22 protein-coding genes, 1 tRNA gene, 1 other RNA gene and 1 pseudogene are annotated in these 26,470 nt (G+C 71.7%); 21 read left to right on the forward strand and 4 right to left on the reverse strand.

The features are described 5' to 3' along the window. Positions 1-101: 101 nt before the first annotated feature. Positions 102-290 (reverse strand): hypothetical protein, encoded by a 189-nt coding sequence (locus C6N31_RS29480; RefSeq protein WP_138357586.1) that lies wholly within the window; start codon positions 288-290, stop codon positions 102-104. Positions 291-563: 273 nt separating this feature from the next. Between C6N31_RS29480 and ftsE the strand changes: the two genes are divergently transcribed. From ftsE to ssrA, 5 genes are all read left to right on the forward strand, one after another. Continuing rightward, positions 564-1,253 (forward strand): cell division ATP-binding protein FtsE, encoded by a 690-nt coding sequence (ftsE, locus tag C6N31_RS29485; RefSeq protein ID WP_138357585.1) that lies wholly within the window; start codon positions 564-566, stop codon positions 1,251-1,253. A gap of 53 nt (positions 1,254-1,306) precedes the next feature. Then, a complete protein-coding gene (gene ftsX / locus C6N31_RS29490) occupies positions 1,307-2,224 on the forward strand; it encodes a permease-like cell division protein FtsX (RefSeq protein ID WP_138357584.1) in 918 nt (305 codons plus the stop codon). 67 nt (positions 2,225-2,291) lie between these two features. Beyond that, positions 2,292-3,476 (forward strand): S41 family peptidase, encoded by a 1,185-nt coding sequence (locus C6N31_RS29495; RefSeq protein ID WP_138357583.1) that lies wholly within the window; start codon positions 2,292-2,294, stop codon positions 3,474-3,476. Positions 3,477-3,494: 18 nt separating this feature from the next. Next, entirely contained in the window at positions 3,495-3,974 is a 480-nt protein-coding gene (gene smpB / locus C6N31_RS29500; RefSeq protein WP_138357582.1) for an SsrA-binding protein SmpB, read from the forward strand. A gap of 145 nt (positions 3,975-4,119) precedes the next feature. Beyond that, positions 4,120-4,509: a transfer-messenger RNA gene (ssrA, locus tag C6N31_RS29505) on the forward strand. A gap of 28 nt (positions 4,510-4,537) precedes the next feature. Here ssrA and C6N31_RS29510 read toward each other — a convergent pair. After that, positions 4,538-5,902 carry an MFS transporter gene (locus tag C6N31_RS29510; RefSeq protein WP_232485807.1) on the reverse strand — a complete coding sequence of 455 codons (1,365 nt, stop codon included), beginning with the start codon at positions 5,900-5,902 and terminating at the stop codon, positions 4,538-4,540. A gap of 110 nt (positions 5,903-6,012) precedes the next feature. On the opposite strand from C6N31_RS29510, the gene C6N31_RS29515 reads away from it, so the two are divergent. The 7 genes from C6N31_RS29515 to C6N31_RS29545 all read left to right on the forward strand — a co-directional run bounded on the left by C6N31_RS29515 (position 6,013) and on the right by C6N31_RS29545 (position 15,556). After that, the gene (locus C6N31_RS29515) at positions 6,013-7,044 is read left to right on the forward strand and encodes a LysR family transcriptional regulator (protein ID WP_138357581.1); all 1,032 of its coding nucleotides are present in this window, start codon (positions 6,013-6,015) and stop codon (positions 7,042-7,044) included. Positions 7,045-7,143: 99 nt separating this feature from the next. Further along, a complete protein-coding gene (locus C6N31_RS29520) occupies positions 7,144-8,523 on the forward strand; it encodes a nitrate/nitrite transporter (protein ID WP_138357580.1) in 1,380 nt (459 codons plus the stop codon). A gap of 299 nt (positions 8,524-8,822) precedes the next feature. Next, complete coding sequence (locus C6N31_RS29525) at positions 8,823-9,950, forward strand: uroporphyrinogen-III synthase (RefSeq protein WP_244809827.1); 1,128 nt, start codon at positions 8,823-8,825, stop codon at positions 9,948-9,950. 125 nt (positions 9,951-10,075) lie between these two features. Then, positions 10,076-10,720, forward strand: coding sequence for a CGNR zinc finger domain-containing protein (locus C6N31_RS29530; protein ID WP_198358578.1), 645 nt, complete (start codon positions 10,076-10,078; stop codon positions 10,718-10,720). A gap of 220 nt (positions 10,721-10,940) precedes the next feature. Further along, the gene (locus C6N31_RS29535) at positions 10,941-13,271 is read left to right on the forward strand and encodes a HelD family protein (protein ID WP_198358579.1); all 2,331 of its coding nucleotides are present in this window, start codon (positions 10,941-10,943) and stop codon (positions 13,269-13,271) included. Between the two features lie 404 nt (positions 13,272-13,675). After that, the gene (locus C6N31_RS29540) at positions 13,676-15,109 is read left to right on the forward strand and encodes an NAD-dependent malic enzyme (RefSeq protein WP_138356567.1); all 1,434 of its coding nucleotides are present in this window, start codon (positions 13,676-13,678) and stop codon (positions 15,107-15,109) included. A gap of 165 nt (positions 15,110-15,274) precedes the next feature. Further along, on the forward strand, positions 15,275-15,556 hold the full coding sequence (locus tag C6N31_RS29545; RefSeq protein ID WP_007264399.1) for an HU family DNA-binding protein: 282 nt from the start codon (positions 15,275-15,277) through the stop codon (positions 15,554-15,556). 101 nt (positions 15,557-15,657) lie between these two features. On the opposite strand, the gene murA is transcribed toward C6N31_RS29545, so the two are convergent. Continuing rightward, complete coding sequence (murA, locus tag C6N31_RS29550) at positions 15,658-16,998, reverse strand: UDP-N-acetylglucosamine 1-carboxyvinyltransferase (protein WP_138356568.1); 1,341 nt, start codon at positions 16,996-16,998, stop codon at positions 15,658-15,660. 277 nt (positions 16,999-17,275) lie between these two features. Here murA and C6N31_RS29555 point away from each other — a divergent pair, with 277 nt between their 5' ends. The 6 genes from C6N31_RS29555 (at position 17,276) to C6N31_RS29580 (ending at position 24,780) form a co-directional block, all read left to right on the forward strand. Continuing rightward, complete coding sequence (locus tag C6N31_RS29555; RefSeq protein ID WP_198358580.1) at positions 17,276-17,854, forward strand: YqgE/AlgH family protein; 579 nt, start codon at positions 17,276-17,278, stop codon at positions 17,852-17,854. 11 nt (positions 17,855-17,865) lie between these two features. After that, positions 17,866-18,150 carry a DUF3039 domain-containing protein gene (locus C6N31_RS29560; RefSeq protein ID WP_138356570.1) on the forward strand — a complete coding sequence of 95 codons (285 nt, stop codon included), beginning with the start codon at positions 17,866-17,868 and terminating at the stop codon, positions 18,148-18,150. A gap of 61 nt (positions 18,151-18,211) precedes the next feature. Further along, positions 18,212-19,840: a beta-N-acetylhexosaminidase gene (locus tag C6N31_RS29565; protein ID WP_198358581.1), complete on the forward strand. Its 1,629-nt coding sequence runs from the start codon at positions 18,212-18,214 to the stop codon at positions 19,838-19,840. Positions 19,841-20,103: 263 nt separating this feature from the next. Further along, positions 20,104-20,997 carry an FAD binding domain-containing protein gene (locus C6N31_RS29570; protein ID WP_198358582.1) on the forward strand — a complete coding sequence of 298 codons (894 nt, stop codon included), beginning with the start codon at positions 20,104-20,106 and terminating at the stop codon, positions 20,995-20,997. Further along, a complete protein-coding gene (locus C6N31_RS29575) occupies positions 20,994-22,364 on the forward strand; it encodes a 2Fe-2S iron-sulfur cluster-binding protein (RefSeq protein WP_138356573.1) in 1,371 nt (456 codons plus the stop codon). The genes C6N31_RS29570 and C6N31_RS29575 overlap by 4 nt, the downstream gene beginning before the upstream one ends. 94 nt (positions 22,365-22,458) lie before the next feature. Continuing rightward, positions 22,459-24,780: a xanthine dehydrogenase family protein molybdopterin-binding subunit gene (locus C6N31_RS29580; protein WP_138356574.1), complete on the forward strand. Its 2,322-nt coding sequence runs from the start codon at positions 22,459-22,461 to the stop codon at positions 24,778-24,780. An 89-nt stretch (positions 24,781-24,869) separates the two neighbouring features. Here the strand turns inward: C6N31_RS29580 and C6N31_RS29585 are convergent. Further along, positions 24,870-24,941, reverse strand: a tRNA-Cys gene (locus C6N31_RS29585). Between the two features lie 165 nt (positions 24,942-25,106). Between C6N31_RS29585 and C6N31_RS29590 the strand changes: the two are divergent. The 3 genes and pseudogenes from C6N31_RS29590 to C6N31_RS29600 all read left to right on the forward strand — a co-directional run. Continuing rightward, positions 25,107-25,775, forward strand: a pseudogene (locus C6N31_RS29590) (MFS transporter); the annotation flags it as partial. A 33-nt stretch (positions 25,776-25,808) separates the two neighbouring features. After that, entirely contained in the window at positions 25,809-26,006 is a 198-nt protein-coding gene (locus C6N31_RS29595) for a hypothetical protein (protein WP_138356575.1), read from the forward strand. Continuing rightward, positions 26,003-26,374, forward strand: a complete 372-nt coding sequence (locus C6N31_RS29600) for a type II toxin-antitoxin system death-on-curing family toxin (protein WP_138356576.1) — start codon at positions 26,003-26,005, stop codon at positions 26,372-26,374. The genes C6N31_RS29595 and C6N31_RS29600 overlap by 4 nt, the downstream gene beginning before the upstream one ends. Positions 26,375-26,470 lie beyond the last annotated feature (96 nt).

The following is a 26,470-nucleotide window of genomic DNA, read 5'->3' on the forward strand; positions in this document are numbered from 1 at the left end:
CCGGAGCGCGCAGGCGGCGCGCTCCGGGCCCCTCTCAGGCGTGCTCTCTCACCGGCGTGGTCTTCCGACCCCTCTGTGCACAGCGGGAAGTGCCGGGACGGTTACGTGGCGTGTTCGACGACCAGGACCACGGCCAGCAGCGCCACCAGGAGGGCGATCAGGGCTGCCGGGGTCAGGGCGGACCAGGGGTTTTCCTGTTGGAGGCGGGCGCGGTTGGCGCGGCAGACCGCGCAGTGGCCCTCGCTCACGGGGCCGGCGCAGTTGGCGCACACCAGTCGGTCGGATGTCATGCCATCTCCTCCTCCGCCCGGTGAACGCGCCAGTAGGCCGTTCCGTTCCTCCACTGTGCCAGCTTCGGGCACAATCGGCGCGCCTCGCATGATTTCACAGGGTGACGTGCATGGCCCGATGCCTGGTTTGTCCCCCTGTGCCCTGTGCGCAAACACACGAACCCAGGACGCCGACTGCGCGGCCCTACGCCGTTCGCGTATGGTCGCCCACACCAGGAGAGCCGCCCCTGCGGTTGTCCGCCCCCAATATCCGGCTACCTCACTGGTGCGAACGTGATCCGATTCGACAGCGTCACCAAGACCTACCCCAAGCAGAACCGTCCTGCACTCCGGGATGTCTCGCTGGAGATCGAGAAGGGCGAGTTCGTCTTCCTCGTCGGTTCGTCGGGGTCCGGAAAGTCGACCTTCCTCCGGTTGATCCTGCGCGAGGAGCGCACCGACACCGGCATGGTGCACGTCCTGGGCAAGGACCTGGCGAGGCTCTCCAACTGGAAGGTGCCGCAGATGCGGCGCCAGTTGGGTACGGTCTTCCAGGACTTCCGGCTGCTTCCGAACAAGACCGTCGCGGAGAACGTGGCGTTCGCACTGGAAGTGATCGGGAAGCCGCGCGGGACGATCCGCAAGACGGTTCCCGAAGTGCTGGACCTGGTCGGCCTGGCCGGCAAGGAGGACCGCATGCCGGGTGAGCTGTCGGGTGGTGAGCAGCAGCGTGTGGCCATCGCCCGCGCGTTCGTCAACCGGCCGATGCTGCTGATCGCGGACGAACCGACGGGAAACCTCGACCCGCAGACCTCGGTCGGCATCATGCGGCTCCTGGACCGCATCAACCGCACCGGAACCACCGTGGTGATGGCCACCCACGACCAGAACATCGTCGACCAGATGCGCAAGCGCGTCATCGAGCTCGAGAAGGGGCGACTGGTGCGCGACCAGTCGCGCGGTGTCTACGGCTACCAGCACTGAACCGAACCGGGTTCTGCTCCGTAGTCATAGCCACCAACCCCTGAAAGGACATCATGCGCGCCCAGTTCGTCCTGTCGGAGATCGGCGTCGGTCTCCGGCGCAATCTCACCATGACCTTCGCGGTGATCATCTCCGTCGCCCTCTCGCTCGCCCTCGCCGGCGGATCCTGGCTCGCCAGCCAGCAGGTCGACGCCATGAAGGGGTACTGGTACGACAAGGTCCAGGTGTCGATCTTCCTCTGCAACAAGGCGGATGCGAAGAGCACCCCCTCGTGCTCCAAGGGCGCGGTCACGGACGAGCAGAAGAAGGCGATCAAGGCCGACCTGGAGAAGCTCCCGGTCGTCGAGACCGTCTTCTACGAGTCCTCGCAGGAGGCGTACAAGCACTACCAGGAGCAGTTCAAGGACTCGCCGGTCGCCGGGTCCCTCTCTCCTGACCAGTTGCAGGAGTCGTACCGCGTCAAGCTCAAGGACCCGACGAAGGTGCAGGTCGTCTCCAGCGCCTTCGCCGGCCGTCCGGGCGTCCAGGAGGTGCAGGACCAGCGCAAGCTGCTGAAGAACCTCTTCGACCTGCTCGGCGGTATGACGGCGGTGGCCTTCGGGACCATGCTCTTCATGGTGATCGTGGCGATGCTGCTGATCATCAACACCGTGCGCGTCTCGGCGTTCAGCCGCCGGCGCGAGACCGGGATCATGCGCTTGGTGGGCGCGTCCGGCTTCTACATCCAGATGCCGTTCATCGCCGAGGCGGCCTTCGCGGGCCTGGTCGGCGGCGGTGTGGCCTGCGGCATGCTCATGACCGGCCGGTACTTCCTGATCGACCACGGGCTGAAGCTGCAGGACAAGATCCCGCTGGTGAACTTCCTCGGCTGGGGCGATGTCATCAAGGTGCTGCCGCTGGTCCTCGTGGTCAGCATGCTGATGCCCGCCCTCGCCGCCCTCGTCACGCTGCGTAAATACCTCAAGGTCTGAGTGCCGCTTCGGGTGGTCTGCGGTCAACTCTCCGTATGGCGCCCGTTTCTGGCCTAGACTTCCCGCCATGTCCGGCCGGTTGATGTTCGGGACGCCCCGCGGCTCACGCCGCGGGGTCGCCCTGACGATGGTTCTCGGCGCCGTGCTGGCCACCGGCGCGGCAGTCGGCACCCTGGCGGTTCCGGCCCGGTCCGCGTCGGCCGCGCAGAGCAGGATTCCGGCGCGCAACGTCGTCGACTCCGACGCGATCGCCAAGGCGATCGACGAGGGCAAGGTCGGCCCGGAGGCCGCCGAAGAGCTGGTCAGCCGCAGCGGCGACCGCTGGTCCTCGTTCTACACCGCCCAGGAGTACGCGGGCCTGCAACAGGCCCTGGACGGCCGGTACGTGGGCGTCGGGCTCTGGGTGCGGCGCACCGGCGGTGGCTGGATCCAGGTGGCCCGGGTGCAGGCCGGCAGCCCCGCGGCGCTCGCGCGGGTGCAGGTCGGCGACCGGCTCCAGTCGATCGACGGGGTGCGGGCGGACGGCAAGCCGGTCACCGAGGTCGTGGCGGAGCTGCGCGGCGACAACGCCGCGGGGTCCGTCGTCCGGCTCGGCCTGGACCACGCCGGCGGTAACCGCGACATCACGCTGCGTCGCGCGGTGCTGGCCACCGAGGCCGTCACCGTCGGGAAGCTGGAGGGGGACGTCACCTCCATCAAGATCGAGGCGTTCACCAAGGGCGTCGGCGGCCAGGTGCGGTCCGCGGTACGTGCCGCGGTGCGCGCCGGGAGCCGGGGCGTGCTGCTCGATCTGCGTGGCAATTCCGGCGGTCTGGTCACCGAGGCCGTCACGGTCTCCTCGGTCTTCCTCGACGGCGGCCTGGTCGCCACCTATGACGTGCACGGCCGGCAGCGCGCCCTCTACGCCAGCGACGGCGGCGACACCGAGACCCCGCTGGTGGCCGTGGTCGACGGCGGCACCATGAGCGCCGCGGAGCTGCTCGCGGGCGCGCTGCAGGACCGCGGCCGGGCGGTCGTGGTGGGCTCGCGGACCTTCGGCAAGGGCGCGGTGCAGATGCCCAGCGAACTGCCGGACGGCTCGGTCGCCGAGCTGACCGTCGGCCACTACAGCCTGCCCGACGGGCGGAACGTGGACGGCAGGGGCATAGAGCCCGACCTCACGGTGAGCGGCGGATCGGCCCCCTCGGGAGCCTCCGACAAGGCGGTCGCGGAGGCCAGACAAGTATTGAGTGGCCTCAGACCCCCCTCCTAGTGCGAGAATGGCCGCGCTATGGCGAAAGAGACTGGTCACAAGCTGATCGCGCAGAACAAGAAGGCGCGCCACGATTACCTCATCCTGGACACCTTCGAGGCGGGCCTGGTGCTGACCGGCACCGAGGTCAAGTCGCTGCGCATGGGCCGTGCCTCGCTGGTGGACGGCTTCGCGCAGCTGGACGGCGGTGAGGCGTGGCTGCACAACGTCCACATCCCCGAGTACACCCAGGGGACGTGGACGAACCACGCGGCGCGCAGGAAGCGCAAACTCCTGCTGCACAAGACCGAGATCGCGAAGCTGATCCACAAGACGCAGGAGTCGGGCCACACGATCATCCCGCTCCAGCTGTACTTCAAGGACGGCCGGGCGAAGGTCGAGATCGCGCTGGCCAAGGGCAAGAAGGAGTACGACAAGCGGCAGACCCTGCGTGAGAAGCAGGACACCCGGGAGTCGAACCGCGCGATCTCCGCGGTCCGCAGGCGCCAGCGCGCCTGACACCCGCGCGCGAGGTGCCGCGCCCGGCCCGGGCGCGCGGGAATGCAGTGGCCCGTCAAGGCGTTGGTCACGTACGATGGGTGCAGCGCCACCGGATCTGTCGGGTTCGCCCGGCTGCGCCGGTGACACTTTGAAAAATCAACATGGGGATGATCGGTTTCGACTGGGGATGTCGAAGCAGGGGAAGCGAGCCGAGGAAGCGGCAATGATCTCGTTAACCATATGTCGCAAAACATAATCGCCAACACCAAGCGCGATGCCTCCGCTTTCTCCCTCGCTGCCTAATAAGTAGCTAGAGAGAAAGCTCTACGGAGTGTCAGCCCAGGAGCTGTTCCCGGCCTGGATCCTGGCATAATCAAGGGAACTAAACTTCATGACCCGGTCACGGGGGCTTGAAGGAAACCAAACAGTGACTGAGCCCGTTGGCAACTTGTCCGCGTGATTGCCAGGGCTGAGAAAAGCACAGCGGACTGCGCTCGGAGAAGCCCTGATTCCGCACCACAGGACGCGGGTTCGATTCCCGCCATCTCCACCAACCCCATGTATGACGAAGGCCTCGCCGCTCACGCGGTGGGGCCTTTTTCATGTGCGCTTTCCGGGAGTGTCCCTCCCGTGCGCTTCCCGTGCACCCGAAGGGCCAGGGCGGCGGCCAGTGCGCCCGCGGCGGCCGGGAGCCAGAAGCCGGTGCCCGGGGGAAAGCGTTCGGCGGCGGTGCCGGCCAGGGCGGCGCCGGTGGAGATGCCGGCCAGGATGCCGGTGACGGCGAGGGTCATGCCCTCGTTGAGGCGGGCCGGCGGGGCGAGGCTCTGCACCAGGGTCATGCCGTTGACCATGGTGGGGGCGGTGGCGCAGCCGGCGAGGAAGAGACAGCAGGCGAGCGCCGGCAGCCCGCCGGCGAGCAGCGGCAGGGTCATCAGGGCGGCCATCGCCGCCACCGAGGCCGCGAAGCGGGCCGTGGCGGGTCCGGTGGGCTTGGACAGGCCGTAGAACAGGCCCGCGGTGCCGGAGCCTGCGGCCTGCAGGGCGAGGACGGCGCCGGCCGCCGACGCGTGTCCGCGGGCGTCGGCGAAGGCGATCGTGGTGACCTCCAGCGAGCCGAAGATCACCCCGGTGCAGAAGAACACCGCCAGCAGGGCCGGCAGGCCGGGTACCCGCAGCAGGGAGCCGCTACGGGCCGCGGAGCGTCCGGGGGCGGGCGGCTCGGTGCCGCGCTGGGCGGCGAAGAGCAGTACCCCGCTGAGCAGCAGGACGTTCGCGACCAGCATGCCCGCCTCGGGGAAGAGCGCCGTGCACAGGAACGCGGCCAGTACCGGGCCGAGCATGAAGCACAGCTCGTCGGCGACCTGCTCGAAGGAGTTGGCCACATGGCGGGCTGCGGGGTCGTCCCGGTAGAGGTGCGCCCAGCGGGCGCGGGCCATGCCGCCGGTGTTCGGGGACGTGGACCTGGCGGTGTACGCGGCGAAGAGCGTCCAGGACGGGGCGTCGTAGCGCACACAGAGCAGCAGGACGAGGCAGGCCGCCACGGACCACACGGTGGCGGGCACGGCGATCCTGGCCTGCCCGTACCGGTCGGTGAGCCGGGCTACGACCGGGGCGAGGACGGCGGTCGCGGCCATGCCGGCGGCGGCCACGGCGCCCGCGAGGGCGTAGGAGCCGCGGGTCGTGGCGATCATGATGATCAGGCTGACGCCGAACATCCCCATCGGGGCGCGGGACAGCAGGCTGCCCACCGTGAAGGCGGTGGCGCCCGGAGCGGCGAAGATCCGCCGGTAGGCGCCGAAGCGGCCGGACGGCCGCGGCGTACGGGCCTGCCGGGGCGGGAGGGGGCGGCGGGGCGGCCGGACGGCGTCGGGGTGGTTGACGGTGCGGTCGGCGGCGATGAGGGTGCCGCCGGGGGCCATGAGCAGCAGCGGTGCGGGACGGTGCATGCGATCAGCTTCGTGGCGGGCTCCCGTCGCGGTCCAACACCTGATCGGCGGCCATTGACGCATTTGTGTTGTCAATGGCTTCGGGCGAGGGGCCGGTGTTCAATGGCCGCGTGCCTCATGACCTGGAACCCCGCCTGCTGCGCGCATTCACCGCCGTCGCCGAGGAACTGCATTTCTCCCGTGCCGCGGCGGCGCTCTATGTGGCGCAACAGGCCCTCAGCCGTGACATCCGGCGGTTGGAGCGGGAGTTGGGCGCCGAATTGTTCGTCCGCACCACCCGGCGCGTCGAACTCACCGCCGACGGGGAAAGGCTTCTTCCTTACGCGCGGCGCGTGCTCGCGGCACAGGACGAGCTCGCCGCGGCCTTCGCGGCGGCCGACCGGCCGCTGCTCGTCGACGTCAGCGCGCCCGTCAGCACCGGGCGCCGGGTACTGGACGAGGCGCGCGCGACGGCTCCCGGCAGCGAGCTGATCGCCCGCTTCCACAGCGGTCTCACCGGCGCCGCCGCCGATATCCTCGCCGGCCGGCTGGACGTCTCCTTCGGCCGTGTCGCGGGGCTGGCCCCGGCCGCCCTGTCCCGGCTCGACCACCGGCCGGTGCGCTACGAGCCGATGGCCGTCGTCCTGTCGCAGGAGCACCCGCTCGCGCGCCTGGAGCGGATCCCGCTGGACGCGCTCGCGGGGGAGACGCTGTACGCGGGGGCCGGGAATCCGACCACCGCCGAGTGGACCGATCTCGCCGAGCGGCTCTTCGCGGGCCGGGGGATCGCGGTGGCCGCGCCCTTCCCGCAGATCGAGGGCGAGGCGGAGTTCATCCGGCTGGTGGCGAAACACCGCTGGCCGGTACTGGCCACCACCGAGTTCGTCGACATGCCCGGCGCGGTGCTCCGGCCGCTGGTGGACCCCGTTCCGCTCGCCCTGGTCTCGATGGTCTGGCGCCGCGGGCTGCGCCACCCCGGGCTGACCGCCCTGCACGAGGCGGTGACCGCCCTGGCGGCGGCCGGACGCTGGCTGCACCGGCCCGCCGGCAGCTGGCTCCCGGATCCCGACGCGCACCTCGCGGCGCTCCCGGATCCCGACGCGCGTCCCGCGGTGCTCCCCGATCCCGACGCGCGTCTCACAGCGCCCCCCGGCGCCGGGTGAGTGCATGGTTCCCCCCGCGTCACCTCGGGCCATCGGGCGGTAACCGGCCGTTCCTACTGTCGTGGACGACACCCGACACCGGCAGGGCCTGGAGGCGTAATGCATGCCACCGCTACGGAAACGCGCAAGGGGAGCCGCTGGATCGAGCAGTGGGATCCGGAGGACACCGAGTTCTGGGAGAACGGCGGACGCAGGACCGCCAACCGCAATCTGCTCTTCTCCGTCCTGTCCGAGCACATCGGCTTCTCCGTCTGGACCCTGTGGTCGGTCCTGGTGCTCTTCATGGGCCCCCAGTACGGCATCGACCCGGCCGGGAAGTTCTTCCTGGTGGGCACGGCGACCGCGGTCGGCGCCCTCGTCCGGGTCCCGTACACGTTCGCCGTGGCGCGCTTCGGCGGCCGCAACTGGACGGTCTTCAGCGCGCTGATGCTGCTGCTCCCCACCATCGCGGCCGCGGTCGTGATGAAGCCCGGCACCTCGTACACCACTTTCATGCTGGTGGCGGCGCTCACCGGGGTGGGCGGCGGCAACTTCGCCTCCTCCATGACCAACATCAACTCCTTCTTCCCGCTCCGGAAGAAGGGCTGGGCGCTCGGCCTCAACGCGGGCGGCGGCAACATCGGCGTGCCGGTGATCCAGCTCGTCGGGCTCCTGGTGATCGGTACGGCGGGCGCCGCGCACCCGCGGATCCTGCTCGGGGTGTACATCCCGCTCATCGTGATCGCGGCGACGCTGGCCGCGCTGCGGATGGACAACCTGGCGCCGGTCAGGAACGACACCGGTGCGGCCCGGGAGGCGGTGCGGGACGCCCACACCTGGATCATGTCCTTCCTCTACATCGGCACCTTCGGCTCGTTCATCGGCTACAGCTTCGCCTTCGGCCTCGTGCTGCAGAACCAGTTCGCCCGCACCCCGCTGCAGGCCGCCTCGATCACCTTCATCGGGCCGCTGCTCGGCTCGCTGATCCGTCCGGTCGGCGGGCGCCTCGCGGACCGGTTCGGGGGAGCGCGCATCACGCTCTGGAACTTCCTCGGGATGGCCGCCGCGACGCTCGTCGTCGTGCTCGCCTCCGTGCAGAAGTCGCTGCCGGTCTTCACCACGGGATTCATCGCCCTGTTCGTGCTCACCGGGCTCGGCAACGGCTCGACGTACAAGATGATCCCCGGCATCTACCACGCCAAGGCGCTCGCCAAGGGCCTCAGCGGTGAGGCGGCCGCGGCGTACGGGCGCCGGCTCTCCGGGGCCTCCATGGGACTGATCGGCGCGGTCGGCGCGCTCGGCGGCCTCGGCATCAACCTGGCGTTCCGCGAGTCCTTCCTCACCGCGCACACCGGAACCCCGGCCTTCGTCTCCTTCCTGGCCTTCTACGCGGTGTGTTTCGCGCTCACCTGGGCCGTATACCTCCGCCGTCCCGCCGCTCCGCCGGCGCTCTCCCCGGCGGCGGAACCGGCGCCGCAGCTGAGCTACGCGGAGGTGTGAGCGGGCCCGGCCGCGCCAGGGTCCGGGATACGGGATACGGGCGTAACACCCGGGAAATCCTGGCGATCCCCGCCCGTCACCCCGTGTTGGCACGATGCGTCCGACCGGCGGATCGGCCGGACGTGACCATCCACCGGCGGCGGGGGCCACCAGGTACGTGTACCTCCAGCGGAGCGGGGCAAGCCATGCAGGTGCGGAAGACAGAACAGGGTGCGGACGGTGCCCGGGCGCCGTCGGCCGAGCCCACCGACACCACGGCACCCGTCACGGCGCCCGGGAAACTCGCCGCGGCTGCCTCCGTGCTGCCGCTGGCAGGCTTCACGGTCGGGGTGACGGCGGCCCGCCGGGCCGATGAGCTGGCCGCGCTGCTGGAGCGGCGCGGGGCGGTGGTGCTGCGGGCGCCCGCGCTGCGGATCGTGCCGCTGCTGGACGACGCGGAACTGCTCTCGGCGACCAAGGAACTGCTCGACAACGGACCGGACATCGTGGTGGCCACCACCGCGATCGGGTTCCGCGGCTGGATCGGCGCCGCCGACGGCTGGGGCCTCGGCGAGGCCCTGCTGGCCCGGCTGAGCGGGGTGGAGGTGCTGGCCCGCGGGCCCAAGGTGAAGGGCGCGATCCGGGCGGCCGGGCTGACGGAGACCTGGTCGCCCGCCTCCGAGTCGATGGCCGAGGTGCTCGACCGGCTGCTGGAGCAGGGGGTGGTGGGCCGGCGGATCGCCGTCCAGCTGCACGGTGAGCCGCTGCCCGGCTTCATCGAGTCGCTGCGGGCGGCGGGTGCCGAGGTCGTCGGCGTACCGGTGTACCGGTGGATGCCGCCGGAGGACATCGGGCCGGTCGACCGGCTCATCGACGCGGCGATCGCCCGGTCGCTCGACGCGGTGAGCTTCACGAGCGCCCCGGCGGCCGCCTCGCTGCTGGAACGCGCCGACCGGCTCGGCCGGCTCGACAAGCTGCTCGACGCGCTGCGGCACGACGTCCTGCCGGCCTGTGTGGGACCGGTCACCGCCCTCCCCCTGGAGGCCCACGACATCCCGACGTTCCAGCCGGACCGCTTCCGGCTCGGCCCGCTCGTCCAGCTGATCGCCGCCGAACTGCCGGGACGGGTACGGGCGTTGCCCGTCGCGGGCCGCCGCGTCGAGATCCGCGGCCAGGCGGCCGTCGTCGACGGCGAACTGCGGACCGTACCGCCCGCCGGCATGGCGCTGCTGCGCGCGCTGGCGCGGCGGCCGGGGTGGGTCGTCCCGCGCGCGGATCTGCTGAAGGCCCTGCCGGGCGCGGGCAGCGACGAGCACGCCGTCGAGACCGCGATGGCCCGGCTGCGGACGGCGCTGGGGGCGCCCAAACTCATCCAGACCGTCGTGAAGCGGGGCTACCGGCTGGCACTGGACCCGCTGACGGACGAGAAGTACGCGGGGGAGGAGTAGACCCCGTCCACCGGCCCGTCCATCCACCTGCCCACCGGCCCGTCCCTTGACCTAGCCCCGGTGGCCCCGGCGGGGCACTCTGGGGGCAGCGGGTGACGGGCGGCGGCTGGAAGGGTGACAGGCACATGACGGTTACGGCCTCCTCCGAGCTTCGATTCGACACCGGGCGGGTGAGCCTCGACCTCCTCGCGACGGTCACCGGACGCCTCTCCGAGGAGCCCGTCGACCGTCTCGACTCGCCGCGCCGCCTCACCGAATGGCTGTACGGCACCGGGCTCGTCCCGAGCGGTACGGCGGTGGCCGTCGACGCGGCATGGCTCGGCCGCTTCCTGGTGCTGCGGGACGTGCTGCGGCGCGTCGTGGCGACCCAGCTGGCGACCCCGCCGGCCGACGCGCCGTCTCCGGACGTTCCCGCCGAGCCGCTGCCGACGACGCCCACGGCCGCCGACGTCTCCCGGCTCAACGCCGCCGCCCTGGCAGCACCGCCCGCGCCCAGCGCCCGGTCCGCGCCGGACGGCACCCTCGTCCGCACTCTGGCCGCGCAGCCCGACTGCGGGGCCCTGCTCGCGGCCGTCGCCCGCGACGCCGTCGAGCTGCTCACGGACCCCGCCGCACGGGCCCAGCTGCGGCAGTGCGAGGGGGAGAGCTGCTCCCTGGTCTACCTCGACGCGTCGCGCGGACGGCGGCGCCGCTGGTGCAGCAGCGAGATCTGCGGCAACCGGGAACGCGTCGCCCGCCACCGCCGCCGCGCGGTGGCCGCCCAGGCCTGACCGCGCGACGGTCCATCGCCCACCCACCGTCCACCCACCCTCGGTCCGTCCGGATCGGCCGACGATCGGCCGCGTCATCGGCCGGGGTGGGGAATCGCAAGCCCGTCGCAGGCGGAGTGGTGCGCAGGGGGGTGCGGGTCGCGTACGGTTGCAGGCTGCCCCGTGCGTGTAGCCGAACCCGCACGGAGCGCTCTCAACGCACAGGAGAAGGGGGTCTTGCGTGGCCGCGCAAACCGCAGCGCCCGGGGGGGTCCGGGACGTGGAGATCGCCGTCGAACAGGCGCACCTGGACCGGGTGTACCGCCGGCTCGAGGAGAAGATCCACGAAGCCGAGTTCCTTATGGATGACGCCGCCAAACGCGGTCAGGTGGGAACACCCGGCGCGCTCGCGGAGCGCGACGCGCAGGTGTTCCGCGCCGGGTTGCACCTCAACCGGCTCAACGCGGAGTTCGAGGACTTCCTCTTCGGACGCATCGACCTGCTGCAGGGCAAGGACGGAAAGCGTGGCGCCGACGGCGCGTTCACCTCGCTCGAACCCGCGGACGACGCCGTCGTCAACGACGCCGCGAAGATCGCGGAAGTGCTGCACATCGGCCGCATCGGCGTCCTGGACGCCGACTACGCGCCGCTGGTGATCGACTGGCGGGCGCCCGCGGCCGCGCCGTTCTACCGCTCGACACCGGTCGCCCCCGGACGGGTGGTGCGCCGCCGCGTCATCCGGTCCAAGGGCCGCAGGGTGCTGGGGGTGGAGGACGACCTGCTGCGCCCGGAGCTGGAGACCGGGCTGCCGGTGGTCGGTGACGGTGCGCTGATGGCCGCCCTGGGGCAGGCCCGCAGCCACACGATGCGCGACATCGTGGCGAGCATCCAGGCCGAGCAGGACATGGTGATCAGGGCGCCCGCCGCGTCCGTCACGGAGGTCACCGGGGGCCCCGGCACCGGTAAGACGGCGGTCGCGCTGCACCGCGCCGCGTATCTGCTCTACCAGGACCGCCGGCGGTACGCGGGCGGCATCCTGGTGGTCAGCCCGACGCCGCTGCTCGTGGCGTACACCGAGGGCGTCCTGCCGTCGCTCGGCGAGGAGGGCCAGGTCGCGATCCGCGCCGTCGGCTCGCTCGTCGACGGCGTGGAGGCCGATACGTACGACGAGCCCGCGGTCGCCCGCATCAAGGGCTCGCTGCGGATGCTGAAGGTGCTGCGCAACGCCGCGCGCGGCGCGCTGGAGGCCCCGCAGGCGGGCAGGCCGCAGCAGCAGGCCGCGCTCTTCGAGGACGACGAGGAGGAGAACGGGGCCGAGCAGCGTGTCTCCCGCACCACGCTGCGCGTCGTCGCCTTCGGGCGGCGGCTGGAGCTGGGCGAGCAGGAGCTGTCGTCGATCCGGCACAACGTGCTGGGCGGCACCGCCCCCGTGAACCTGCTGCGCCCGCGCGCCCGCAGGCTGCTGCTGGACGCGCTGTGGCGGAAGGCCGGACGCCGCTTCGACGACCAGGAGCTGGCGGCCGAGGAGCGCCAGGGCTTCGACGAGGACATCTCGACGGAGCCGGAGTTCCTGGACTTCCTGCAGGCCTACTGGCCGATCCTCACCCCGCGCGGGGTGCTGGCGGCGCTGGCCGACGAGAAGCGGCTCGGCCGTTGGGCGCGCCGGGTGCTCACCCCGCCCGAGGTGCGCCGGGTGGCGCGTTCGCTGCGCCGCGACGGTGTGACCGTGCACGACGTGGCGCTGCTCGACGAGTTGGAGACGCTGCTGGGCCCGCCGCCGCGCCCGAAGAAGCGCGACGCGGACCCGCTGGACATGCTGACCGGTCTCGACGAGGTCACCACCTCGGCCGACCGGATGGGCGGCGGCCGCCGCAACCGGGCGGACCGGCTCGACGAGGAGCGGACCGAGTACGCGCACGTCATCGTCGACGAGGCGCAGGACCTGACGCCGATGCAGTGGTGGATGGTCGGCCGCCGCGGCAGGACCGCGACCTGGACGATCGTCGGTGACCCGGCGCAGAGTTCCTGGACGGATCCCGACGAGGCCGCCCAGGCGCGCGAGGAGGCGCTCGGCAGCCGGCCGCGCCGCCGCTTCACGCTGACGGTCAACTACCGCAACCCGTCGGAGATCGCCGATCTGGCGGCGAAGGTGCTGCAGCTGGCGATGCCCGGCATGGAGTCGCCGCGCGCGGTGCGCTCCACCGGCCTGGTGCCGCGCTTCGCGGTGGCCGGCGCCGATCTGGGCGCGGCGGTGCGCGCGGAGGCCGAGTTGCTGCTGGCCGACGTGGACGGCACGGTCGGCGTCGTGGTGGCCATGGGCCGCCGCGGGCAGGCCCGCAAGTGGCTGGCGGGGCTCGGCGAACGGGTGGTGGCGCTGGGCAGCCTGGAGGCCAAGGGCCTGGAGTACGACGCGACGATCGTGGTCTCCCCGGCGGAGATCGCCGACGAGTCGCCGGCCGGACTGCGGGTGCTCTACGTGGCGCTGACCCGCGCCACCCAGCGGCTCACGGTGCTCTCAGGTGAGCGCGACAGCCCGGACGGGTCCGGTGTCCCGGACCTGCTGCGGGACTGACGGCAGCCGCCGTCCGGGACCTGAGCGGGTCCCGGAGGGTGCTGGTGGAACGACGACGGGCGCCCCTCGTGAGAGGGGCGCCCGTCGGACGTTGGTGACACCGACCCGCCATGCTCGCCTCGCGGCAAGTGGGCGCTCGAAGCGCCTAAGGTTGGGCCCGGGGGCTTGGATCGAGCCGGTGCCGTACCCAGGCTAACAAACCGTCCCGTGGGTTGCTTCCCGCATCTGCCGACAACCCGGAATTTGCTCAAGGTCACAGTCCGGGCTTGAAAATTCAGCCTGTTTCTCGCATGGTGGAAGTATCTTTCCGTTGCCAAGGTCACGGTTACGCGTACCGGCCAGTAGGTGCAACGATCGAGCGGCAGAGCGTTTGAACCAGCAGGCAGCGGAAGAAGGTCGTCAGGATGGCAACGGCGCCAAGCGTCTCGTACTCGATCACGGTACGGCTGGAGGTCCCGGCGAGCGGGACCGCGGTCAGCCAGCTCACCACCGCGGTGGAGTCGTCGGGAGGGTCGGTGACCGGTCTTGACGTGACCGCCTCCGGCCACGAGAAGCTCCGGATCGACGTGACCATCGCGGCCACGTCCACCGCGCACGGCGACGAGATCGTCGAGAAGCTGCGCGGCATCGAGGGCGTCGTCCTCGGCAAGGTCTCCGACCGTACGTTCCTGATGCACCTCGGCGGCAAGATCGAGATGCAGTCGAAGCACCCCATCCGCAACCGTGACGATCTCTCGATGATCTACACCCCGGGCGTCGCCCGCGTGTGCATGGCCATCGCCGAGAACCCCGAGGACGCCCGCCGCCTCACCATCAAGCGCAACAGCGTCGCCGTCGTCACCGACGGCTCCGCGGTGCTCGGCCTGGGCAACATCGGCCCGATGGCCGCCCTGCCGGTCATGGAGGGCAAGGCGGCGCTCTTCAAGCGCTTCGCCGGCATCGACGCGTGGCCGATCTGCCTCGACACCCAGGACCCCGACGAGATCGTGGCGATCGTGAAGGCCATCGCGCCGGGCTTCGCGGGCATCAACCTGGAGGACATCTCCGCGCCGCGCTGCTTCGAGATCGAGGCCCGGCTGCGGGAGATGCTGGACATCCCGGTCTTCCACGACGACCAGCACGGCACCGCCATTGTGGTGCTTGCCGCACTCACCAACGCGCTGCGTGTCGTCGGCAAGGACATCGGCGACGTACGGGTCGTCATGTCGGGTGCGGGCGCGGCCGGTACGGCCATTCTCAAGCTGCTCATCGCCGCCGGCGTGAAGCACGCGGTCTCCGCCGACATCCACGGTGTCGTGCACGCGGGACGCCCCGACCTCGTCGACGCCGACCCCGAGTCGCCGCTGCGCTGGATCGCCGACAACACCAATCCTGAGGGCATCACGGGCACCCTCAAGGAGGCCGTGCGCGGCGCCGACGTCTTCATCGGCGTCTCCGCCCCCAACGTCCTGACCGGCGACGATGTCGCCGCGATGGCCCAGGGCGCGATCGTCTTCGCCCTCGCCAACCCCGACCCCGAGGTGGAACCGGCGGTGGCCCGGCAGACCGCCGCGGTGGTCGCCACCGGCCGCAGCGACTTCCCCAACCAGATCAACAACGTCCTGGTCTTCCCTGGTGTCTTCCGCGGCCTGTTGGACGCTCAGAGCCGTACGGTGAACACCGAGATGATGCTGGCCGCCGCGCACGCTCTCGCCGATGTCGTCGGCGAGGACGAGCTGAACGCGAACTACATCATTCCCAGCGTTTTCAACGACAAGGTGGCGGGCGCCGTCGCGGGAGCCGTTCAGAAGGCGGCAAAGGCGATGGGCGCGGCAACCGACTCGACGGCCACTGTGTGACGACACTGGGTCATCGCAACGCATCCGAGCCGCTTTTTCAGCGACTCGCTCGGGTGCCGGATTGGCTTTCCCCCCATATATGGGGGCAGGATGCAACTCGGGCAGTGAGGCAGCATCAGCTTCAAGCTCGCGCCCCCCTGGCAGAAAGAACACGGGAGTAAAGATATGAACCGCAGTGAGCTGGTGGCCGCTCTGTCCGAGCGCGCCGAGGTGACCCGTAAGGACGCCGACGCCGTACTGGCCGCTCTCGCCGAGACCGTCGGCGAGATCGTCGCCAAGGGCGACGAGAAGGTCACCATTCCCGGCTTCCTGACCTTCGAGCGCACCCACCGTGCCGCTCGCACCGCGCGCAACCCGCAGACCGGCGACCCGATCCAGATCCCGGCCGGCTACAGCGTGAAGGTCTCCGCGGGCTCCAAGCTCAAGGAAGCCGCCAAGGGCAAGTAGTTCCCGACTGGCAAGGCAGAGGGCGGCCATCCCCCCGGGGGGATGGCCGCCCTTGCTGTGTCCGGGCTCCGGACGGGCCCGCGGGCCCGTCCGGGGGAGTGCTAGACGCTCACGGGGTTCGGCAGCTCGACGTTGGCCCCCAGCTCCGCGAGCTTCGCCATGAAGTTCTCGTAGCCGCGGTTGATGAGGTCGATGCCGTGTACCCGGGAGGTGCCCTGGGCCGCCAGGGCGGCGATCAGGTACGAGAAGCCGCCGCGGAGGTCGGGGATGACCAGATCGGCGCCCTGCAGCTTCGTGGGGCCGGAGACGACCGCCGAGTGCAGGAAGTTGCGCTGGCCGAACCGGCAGGCGGAGCCGCCCAGGCACTCGCGGTACAGCTGGATGTGCGCACCCATCTGGTTGAGCGCCGAGGTGAAGCCCAGCCGGGACTCGTAGACCGTCTCGTGGACGATCGACAGGCCGGACGCCTGCGTCAGCGCCACCACGAGCGGCTGCTGCCAGTCGGTCTGGAAGCCGGGGTGGACGTCCGTCTCCAGCGCGATGGCGTTGAGCGGGCCGCCCGGGTGCCAGAAGCGGATGCCCTCGTCGTCGATCTCGAAGGCGCCGCCGACCCGGCGGAAGGTGTTCAGGAACGTCATCATCGACCGCTGTTGGGCCCCGCGGACGTAGATGTTGCCCTCGGTGGCCAGCGCCGCGCTCGCCCAGGAGGCCGCCTCCAGGCGGTCCGGGAGCGCGCGGTGGTTGTAGCCGCCGAGCTTGTCGACGCCGGTGATCCGGATCGTCCGGTCGGTGTCCATCGAGATGATCGCGCCCATTTTCTGCAGAACGCAGATCAGGTCCTCGATCTCCGGCTCGACCGCCGCGTTCGACAGTTCGGTGACGCCCTCGGCCAGCACGGCCGTCAGCAGCACCTGCTCGGTCGAGCCGACCGACGGGTACGGCAGCGTGATCTTGCAGCCGCGCAGCCGCTGCGGGGCTTCCAGGTACTGGCCGCCGGGCCGCTTCTCGATGGTCGCGCCGAACTGCCGCAGCACGTCGAAGTGGAAGTCGATCGGCCGGCCGCCGATGTCGCAGCCGCCCAGGCCCGGGATGAAGGCATGCCCGAGGCGGTGCAGCAGCGGGCCGCAGAACAGGATCGGGATCCGGGAGGATCCGGCGTGCGCGTCGATGTCGGCCACGTTGGCGCTCTCGACGTGCGAGGGGTCGAGCACCAGCTCGCCCGGTTCCTCACCGGCCTGGACCGTTACGCCGTGCAGCTGGAGCAGCCCGCGCACGACGCGGACATCGCGGATGTCGGGCACGTTGCGCAGTCGGCTCGGCTCGCTGCCGAGGAGGGCGGCGACCATGGCCTTCGGCACGAGGTTCTTCGCGCCGCGGACACGGATCTCGCCCCGGAGCGGGGTTCCGCCATGGACAAGCAGTACGTCGGAAGCGTCGGTCATGGATCTCGCGTTCCTGGAGACAGTCATAAAAATGGGCGGGGTCCCCGCAGGCACCAAGAAGAAATGGTAATGCGCCTACAGGGAACTCCTGTAAGCCCAGGAGGCGCCAGCTGTGTCATGACTTCGCTACAGCCGCTCCGGCCCGTCTGGTTACCAGCCGGTACAGGGCGCCCCGGGCCGGCGGGGCCCACCGCTCGACTGCCCGCACGCTGCGCGATTACGCCGGGGCCGGTCGTTGGCACCCCGCGACGGCCCGGGATGCGGGATCATGTTGACCATGATGGAGGTCACTTCGCTCACCGGCAGGCTGCTCGTGGCGACGCCGGCTCTGGCGGACCCGAATTTCGACCGTGCGGTGGTACTCCTTCTCGACCACGACGAGGCGGGGTCGCTCGGCGTCGTGCTGAACCGACCGACCCCGGTCGGAGTGGGCGATGTGCTCCAGCCGTGGGCGGTGCTCGCCGGGTCACCTCCGGTGGTGTTCCAGGGCGGCCCCGTCTCGCTGGACTCCGCCCTGGGGCTGGCCGTGGTCCCCGGTGAGTCCTGGGACGACGGGGACGACGCCCCGCTGGGCTGGCGGCGGGTGCACGGCGCGATCGGCCTGGTGGACCTGGAGGCCCCGCCGGAACTGCTCGCGGCGGAGCTGGGATCCCTGCGGATCTTCGCCGGCTACTCCGGATGGGGGCCGGGTCAGCTGGAGGCGGAACTGGTCGACGGCGCCTGGTACGTCGTGGAGTCGGAACCGGGTGATGTGTCCTCACCGGACCCGGAACGGCTGTGGCGCTCCGTGCTCAGGCGGCAACGCAATGAATTGGCGATGGTGGCCACGTACCCGGACGACCCGTCGCTCAATTAGGCTTGACGGTTATGAGCACTCTTGAGCCCGAACGCGGGGCCGGTACTGGCACCCTCGTCGAGCCGACCCCGCAGGTGTCGCACGGCGATGGCGACCACGAGCGCTTCGCACACTATGTCCAGAAGGACAAGATCATGGAGAGTGCGCTCTCCGGATCTCCGGTGGTAGCGCTGTGCGGGAAGGTCTGGGTGCCGGGACGGGACCCGAAGAAGTACCCGGTCTGCCCGATGTGCAAAGAGATCTTCGAGACGATGCCCCTCGGTGGCGGCGACAAGGACAAGAGCGGCAAGAACTGACCGCAGGTCTACGCCTGATTGGTCTATGCCAATTCGGTGCCGGCGGGGCAGGATGTCGGTCATGGATCTGATCCCCGCCCCGCGCCAGGTGTCCGACGACTCGGGGGACGAGTTCTTCGTCCTCGGACCTGACACGGTGCTGGCCGCCGGGCCGGGCACGGAGCGGGCGGAGAGATGGCTGCGCTCCGAACTCGGAGCGGCCACCGGTCACCGCCTCGCGCCGGGCAACGGCTCGGAGACCGACGCCATCAGGATCACGGTCGCCGAGATGGTCACCGACGATCTCGGCCCCGAGGGCTACCGGATCATGGTGTCGCCGACCGGTGTCCATCTCTACGGCGGCGGCCCGGCGGGCGTCTTCTGGGGCGCGCAGACGCTGCGTCAGCTGCTGGGCCCGGACGCCTTCCGGCGCGCACCGCTCGAAGGCCGCGAGTGGCGGATCCCGTTCTGCCACATCGAGGACTCACCGCGCTTCGGCTGGCGCGGCTTCATGCTCGACGTGGCCCGGCACTTCATGCCCAAGGACGCGGTGCTGCGCTATCTCGACCTGATGGCCGCGCACAAGCTCAACGTGCTGCATCTGCACCTCACCGACGACCAGGGCTGGCGCGTGGAGATCAAGCGCTACCCGCTGCTCACCGAGGTGGGGGCCTGGCGCGAGCGCACCAAGGTGGGGCTGCGGGAGTCCGAGCTGTGGGACGAGCGGCCGCACGGCGGCTACTACACCCAGGACGACATCCGCGAGATCGTCGCCTACGCGGCACAGCGGCACATCACCGTGGTGCCCGAGATCGACATCCCCGGGCACTCGCAGGCCGCCATCGCCGCCTATCCCGAACTGGGCAACACCGACGTCGTCGACACCGGCACGCTCTCCGTGCTGACCAGTTGGGGCGTCAACCCCAATGTGCTGGCCCCCGCCGACAGCACCCTGCGCTTCTACGAGGGCGTCTTCACCGAGCTGCTCGACCTGTTCCCGTCCGAGTTCTTCCACATCGGCGGTGACGAGTGCCCCAAGGAGCAGTGGCGCGCCTCCGCGGCCGCGCAGGCGCGGATCAAGGAGCTGGGGTTGGCCGGTGAGGACGAGCTGCAGAGCTGGATCATCCGGCACTTCGACGGCTGGCTCGCCGAGCGCGGCCGCCGGCTGATCGGCTGGGACGAGATCCTCGAAGGCGGCCTGGCTCCTGGTGCGGCCGTCTCCTCCTGGCGGGGCTACGAGGGCGGGATCGCCGCCGCGCGGGCCGGGCACGACGTCGTGATGTGCCCCGAGTCGCATGTCTATCTGGACTGGCGGCAGTCGGACCGGGCCGACGAGCCGGTGCCGATCGCGCGGGTGCGCATCCTGGAGGACGTCTACCGGTTCGAGCCGGTGCCCGCGGAGCTCACCGAGGAGCAGGCCGCGCACGTCATCGGGACCCAGGCCAACGCCTGGACCGAGGTGATGGACTCACCGCGGGTCGTCGACTACATGGTGTTCCCGCGGCTGGCGGCGGTCGCCGAGGTGGCCTGGTCGGAGCTGCCCGCGCCCGCCGAGCGGGACTGGCCGGACTTCGAGCGCCGAATGGAAGTCCACTACGCACGACTTGACGCGCTCGGTGTGGAGTACCGCCCGCCCGGTGGTCCGCTGCCGTGGCAGCGGCGCCCGGGTGTACTCGGACGCCCGATCGACGGACCACCCCCGATCGTGTGAGCAATACCGCAACATCTGTCCCCCGCAAGGGCGGGCCTGGCACGGTGGATTGGCGTATCTTCGCAACACCCTCGAAGAGCGTTAATCCCGACACTGGGGTGATACCCGACAGAACGGGGCATTCCCTCCCGTGGAGGGCAGGCCCGCACTTCGCGGACCCTCGCGTTGACCATCGCGGAACATGTGCCAGAGTTGCCACGTCCGGGCTGTCAGCACGTACGGTACGGCTACCGCACGGCGGAGAGCCGGGAAGGGGCAGCTGCGTGAGCACGAATGCACAGCAGACGGCACGCAACGTCACGTTGCCGTCCTCGCTCGAAGAGGCGGTGGCGGCGCTCGCCGCCGCGCCCAGCGCCGTGCCCGTGGCCGGCGGCACCGACCTGATGGCGGCCGTCAACTCCGGGCTGCTGCGGCCGGCCGGGCTCGTCGGTCTGGGCCGGATCAGCGAGATCCGCGGCTGGCAGTACGCCGACGGCCACGCCCTGCTCGGCGCGGGCCTCACCCACGCCCGGATGGGCCGCCCCGACTTCGCCGCGCTCATCCCGGCGCTCGCCGCCGCCGCCCGCGCGGCCGGACCACCGCAGATCCGCAACGCGGGCACCCTCGGCGGCAACATCGCCACGGCCGCGCCCACCGGCGACGCACTGCCGGTGCTGGCCGCGCTGGAGGCGAGCGTCATCCTGGCCGGCCCCGGGGGCAACCGGGAACTGCCGGTCAGCCATCTGCTGACCGGGATGGACCCGCTCCGCCCCGGCGAGCTCCTCGCTTTCGTGCGCGTACCGCTGCTGCACGCGCCGCAGACGTTCCTCAAGGCCACCGGCCGCACCGGCCCCGGCCGGGCGCTGGCCTCGGTCGCCGTCGTCCTGGACCCCGCCCGGCGCGGGGTGCGCTGCGCGGTGGGCGCGGTGGCGCCCGTACCGCTGCGGCCGCTGGAGGCCGAGCGGTGGGTCGCGGGACTGATCGACTGGGACGGCGGCCGGCTGCTCGCCCCCGAGGCGTGCACGGCCTTCGGCGAGTACGTCGCCGGAGCGTGCATCCCGGACCCCGTGCCGGGGCCGGACGGGGCCGAGGCCGTCGAGCTGCCGCCCGCCGCCGTACAACTGCGCCGCACCGTGGCGGCGCTGGCCCGCCGAGCGCTCGGGAGGGCACTGGCATGACCGACCAGCCGCAGCCGCAGCCGGGCACCCCGCTCACCCCGGGCACCTGGCAGCCCGTGCCGGGCGGCGGGGACTACGACCCCGACCAGACCATGCACGTCTCCTTCGCGGCGATGCTGCCGCCGGTGGCCGACGCGGGCGACGCGGCGACCCAGTGGTCGATCCCGCTCGTCGCGGCCGACCCGGTGGAGGAGTCCGGCGAGTACTCCCTGGGCGCCGTCACGGACGGCTTCACCGCGCCGTGGGCCGGCCGGCACCCCGACGAGACGCACTCCCGGCCCGACGCGCCCGCCCCGCGGCCGTTCAGCGCCGGGCAGTTCGGCCAGGGCGCGGCGGCGACCGCGGCCCGGCCGCCGGCCGGTAACGCCGGGCACGACCTCAGCGCGCAGGCCGTCGCCGAGCACGGCGGCGAGCCGGCCGGACCGTACCCGCCGGCCGGCCACGGGCCCGGCGAGGACGCGCGGCCGCTGGACGCACAGGACCCGGCGGCCCGGCACCCGTACTTCGCCGAGCACCCGCCGTCCGCCACCGCCGGCGCGATGCCGCCCGCCGACGGGGCCGGGCACTGGAGCCTGCCGTTCGTCGCGGAGGACGCGGCGGACGAGTCCGGCGAGTACCCCGTGGGCGCCATGGGGGCGGTCCCCGGAGCCGAGTCCGTCGTGGTGACCGAGGACGACCAGGAGGCGGCGGAGAGCCCCTCCGACGGGCCCGTCGAGCACGCGGAGCACGCGGAGCACCCGGAGCAGACCGAAGCGGCGGCGGACGACGAGGAGCCGGCGCCCGAAGAGGCGCACAGCGAACACCCGCTCGCCTCCTACGTGCTGCGCGTCAACGGCGCCGACCGGCCGGTGACCGACGCCTGGCTCGGTGAGTCCCTGCTGTACGTCCTGCGGGAGCGGCTCGGCCTGGCCGGTGCGAAGGACGGCTGTGAGCAGGGCGAGTGCGGAGCCTGTTCCGTACAGGTCGACGGCCGGCTCGTCGCCTCGTGCCTGGTGCCGGCCGCGACCGCGGCGGGCAGCGAGGTCCGCACCGTCGAGGGGCTGTCCGACGACGGGCAGCCGTCCGACGTGCAGCGCGCGCTCGCCGAGTGCGGCGCCGTGCAGTGCGGCTTCTGCGTTCCCGGCCTCGCGATGACCGTTCACGACCTGCTGGAGGGCAACCACAAGCCCACCGAGCTGGAGACCCGCCAGGCCATCTGCGGCAACCTCTGCCGGTGCACCGGCTACCGGGGTGTGCTGGACGCCGTCCAGGACGTCGTGGCGTCCCGCGAGGCCACCGCCGCCGAGCACTCGGACCACACTGCCGACGGGGCGCGGATCCCGCACCAGGGCGGGCCGCACGGCAGCCACCCGGGAGGCACCGCGTGACCCGCCGTACGATCCCGGGCCGACGGCCGGAGCCGCGGCACACGCGCCCGGCCGGCACGGGCGAACCCACCGGCAGCAGCGAGAGGGCAGCGGCATGACTGGATCCGACGCGGCCACGGCGGTGCCCGCCCAGGCCACCCGGACGCCCGCGGCGCCCGAACCGGTGCTCCACGGACTGGGCGTCTCCGTGCGGCCCGTGGACACCCTCGCGAAGGCGCAGGGGACGTTCCCGTACGCGGCCGACCTGTGGGCCGAGGGATTGCTGTGGGCCTCGGTGCTGCGCTCCCCGTACCCGCACGCGCGCATCGTCCGCATCGACACGTCGGAAGCCACCTCGATGCCCGGCGTCCGGGCCGTCGTCACGCACGAGGACGTGCCGGGTGACGCCATGCACGGCCGCCGCGTCGCGGACCGGCCGGTCTTCGCCAAGGACATCGTCCGGCACCACGGCGAGCCGATCGCCGCCGTCGCCGCCGACCACCCCGACACCGCGCGGCTGGCCGCCGCGGCGATCCTCGTCGAGTACGAGGTGCTGGAGCCGGTCACCGACCCGGAGAAGGCGTTCGCCGCCGAGCCGCTGCACCCCGACGGCAACCTGATCCGCCACATCCCGCTGCGCTTCGGCGACCCCGACGTCATCGGCGACGTCATCGTCGAGGGCCTGTACCGGATCGGCCGGCAGGACCCGGCGCCCATCGGTGCCGAGGCCGGGCTCGCCGTGCCCCGCCCGGACGGCGGCGTCGAGCTGTACGTGGCCTCCACCGACCCGCACACCGACCGGGACCTGGCCGCCGCCTGCTTCGGTCTGGAGGCCGACCGGGTCAAGGTCGTCGTCACCGGCGTGCCCGGCGCGATGGGCGACCGCGAGGACTCCGGGATCCAGCTGCCGCTCGGGCTGCTCGCGCTGAAGACCGGCTGCCCGGTGAAGTTCGTGGCCACCCGCGAGGAGTCCTTCCTCGGCCACTCCCACCGTCACCCCACCCTGCTGCGCTACCGGCACCACGCCGACGCCGAGGGCCGGCTCGTCAAGGTCGAGGCGCAGGTGCTGCTCGACGCGGGCGCGTACGCCGACCACTCGTCGGAGGCGCTGGCCGCCGCCGTGGCGTTCGCCGCCGGCCCGTACGTCGTGCCGCACGTCTTCGTCGAGGGCTGGGCCGTCCGCACCAACAACCCGCCGTCGGGACACGTCCGCGGCGAGGGCGCGCTCCAGGTCTGCGCCGGGTACGAGGGCCAGATGGACAAGCTCGCGGCGAAGCTGGGCCTGGACCCGGCCGAGCTGCGGATGCGCAACGTCATGGCCACCGGCGACCTGCTGCCCACCGGCCAGACCGTCACCTGCCCGGCGCCCGTCGGCGAGCTCCTCAAGGCGGTCCGCGACGCGGACCTGCCGCCGTTGCCCGTCGACGAGGAGGAGTCGCAGTGGCTGCTCCCCGGCGGCCCCGAGGGCGCCGGAGAGCCGGGCGCGGTCCGGCGCGGGGTCGGCTACGCGCTCGGCATGGTGCACATGCTCGGCGCGGAGGGCACCGACGAGGTCTCCACCGCCACCGTACGGATCCACGACGGCCGGGCCACCGTCATCTGCGCCGCCGTCGAGACCGGCCAGGGCTTCACGACGCTCGCCCGGCAGATCGTCCAGGACGTGCTCGGCGTCGAGGACGTCGGCGTGCTGGCCGCCGACACCGACCAGCCGCCGTCCGGGGCGGCCGCCCGAGGCCGGCACACCTGGGTGTCGGGCGGCGCGGTCGAACGGGCCGCCAAGATGGTGCGCACGCAGCTGCTGCAGCCGCTCGCGGCCAAGTTCGGGATGTCCGTCGAGCTGCTCACCATCGCCGACGGCAAGATCACCTCGTACGACGGGGTGCTCAGCACGACCGTCGGCGAGGCGCTGGAGGGCAAGGAGCTGTGGGCCACCGCGCAGTGCCGCCCGCACCCCACCGACCGGCTGGACGACACCGGCCAGGGCGACGCGTTCGTCGGCCTCGCCTTCTGCGCGGTCCGCGCGGTCGTGGACGTGGACATCGAACTGGGCTCGGTACGGGTCGTGGAGATGGCCGTCGCGCAGGACGTCGGCCGGGTGCTGAACCCGCGCCAGGTCGCCGCCCGGATCGAGGCGGGCGTCACCCAGGGCGTCGGTCTCGCGCTCATGGAGGACCTGCGGGCCCCCCGTGGCATCATCAAGCGGCCGAACCTCACCGGCTACTCCCTGCCGACCGCGCTCGACGCCCCGGACGTGCGCATCGTCAAACTCGTCGAGGAGCGCGACGTGCTGGCGCCCTTCGGCGCCAAGGCGGTCAGTGCGGTCCCGGTGGTGGTCTCGCCGGCCGCCGTCGCCGCCGCCGTGCGCGCCGCCACCGGCCGCCCCGTCAGCCGGCTGCCGATCCGCCCGCAGGCAGCGGTCGTCAAGCCGCAGTCCTGACCGGGACGGCGCCGGAGAACGGACACCACAGCGGACAAACGGAAGGGCCCGGCAGCGATGCGCTGCCGGGCCCTTCGTCTTCCTCACGGAGGCCGTAGCGGGAATCGAACCCACGTGCCTCGCTTTGCAGGCGAGTCCCTAAACCACTCGGGCATACGGCCGTGTCGGTGACATCACCGACGATAGGGCGCCGCCCCCGGGGCCGGTCAACGGTCCCGGCGGGCCCGCAACAGGACTGCCATACGCCGTTCATGAACCGAGGCGGGGGCCCGGGAACGGTGGCACGCCTAGGGCGTGTTGCGAGAGTCCCGCCGGGCCCACGACGCCTGGCACGCGTACCCGCCGCCGTGGGCGCCGCGCTCCTGGTCCCCGGCGTCCTGCGGCTGCTGCCGCGCGGGACGTTCCGGGCCGCCCGCGGACTGCCCGCGGTGATCCTGCTGCGCGGGGTCGCCGCCGGATCGTTCATCGGCGCGGAGAGCTTCATCCCGCTGATGCTGGTCACCGAGCGCGGCTATTCGGCCACCCTGGCCGGGCTCTCGCTCACCGGCGGCGGCCTGACCTGGGCGCTGGGATCGTATGTGCAGAGCCGCCCGCGGCTGCAGCCGCACCGCGAGCGGCTGATCAGGATCGGCATGCTCCTGATGGCCGCCGCCGTCGCGGGACCGGCCCTCGCGCTCGCCCCGTCCGTGCCCGCCTGGATCGTCACCGTCTCCTGGATCGTCGGCGGCTTCGGCATGGGCCTGGTCATCTCCAGCGGCAGCGTCCTGCTCCTCAAACTCTCCCGCCCCGACGAGGCCGGCAGCAACTCCGCCTCCCTGCAGGTCTCCGACGCCCTCGGCAACATCGTCCTCGTCGGCGCCTCAGGAGTCCTGTTCACCGCCCTGGGCGGCGGCTCCGGCCACTCCGGAGCCTTCGTGGCCGTCTTCCTCTCGATGGCGGGCGTCGCCCTCCTGGGCGTCCTCGTGGCGGGCCGGTTGACGCCGAAGGCGGTCTGATCCGGTCGTGGTACCGAGTGGTACCATGGCCTCATGCCTGGACTGAATGTTCGTTTCACCGACGATGAGCTGGAAGCCCTGCGCGAGCGCGCGGAGGCGGAGTCGACGAGCATGCAGGTCATCGCGCATGACGCGGTGGTGCGGGCGATCAGTGAGCGGGCGCGCCTCTTCGAGGCGGCGGCCACGCATGTCCTCCAGGCGAGCGAAGAGCTCAACCAGCGACTCGCGTGACGTACTACCTGACGCTTCCCGAGATCCTGAACCTGGCGAAGCGCCTCGGTGCTGATGAGGTGCGGGACTACGGGCTGCTGGATTCCGCGCTCGCCCGGCCGAGGGCGACCGTGTTCGGCCAGGATGCCTATCCGGACATCTGGCACAAAGCTGCCGCCCTCATGGAGTCACTGGCTCGCAACCGCGCACTGGTCGACGGGAACAAGCGGATCGCCTGGTATGCGACCTGGGTCTTCCTGCAGATCAACGGGCATACGCTGCGAGCGGGCTTCGACGTGGACGAGGCCGAGACCTTCGTGCTGAACGTCTGTCAGGGGGTGCTCGACGTGCCGAAGACCGCCGAGATCCTTCCCCGTTTCACCGGATGAGAGCCGGCACCCGGCGAGGCGAGCCCGGTCGCGGGACGCTCGGCGCGATGGCGTAGAACCGGGGTGACGGGCGTGCCGCAGGTACGCTTATGCGCT

Source organism: Streptomyces fildesensis (genome assembly GCF_016107395.1).
Taxonomy (GTDB): Bacteria; Actinomycetota; Actinomycetes; order Streptomycetales; family Streptomycetaceae; genus Actinacidiphila; species Actinacidiphila fildesensis.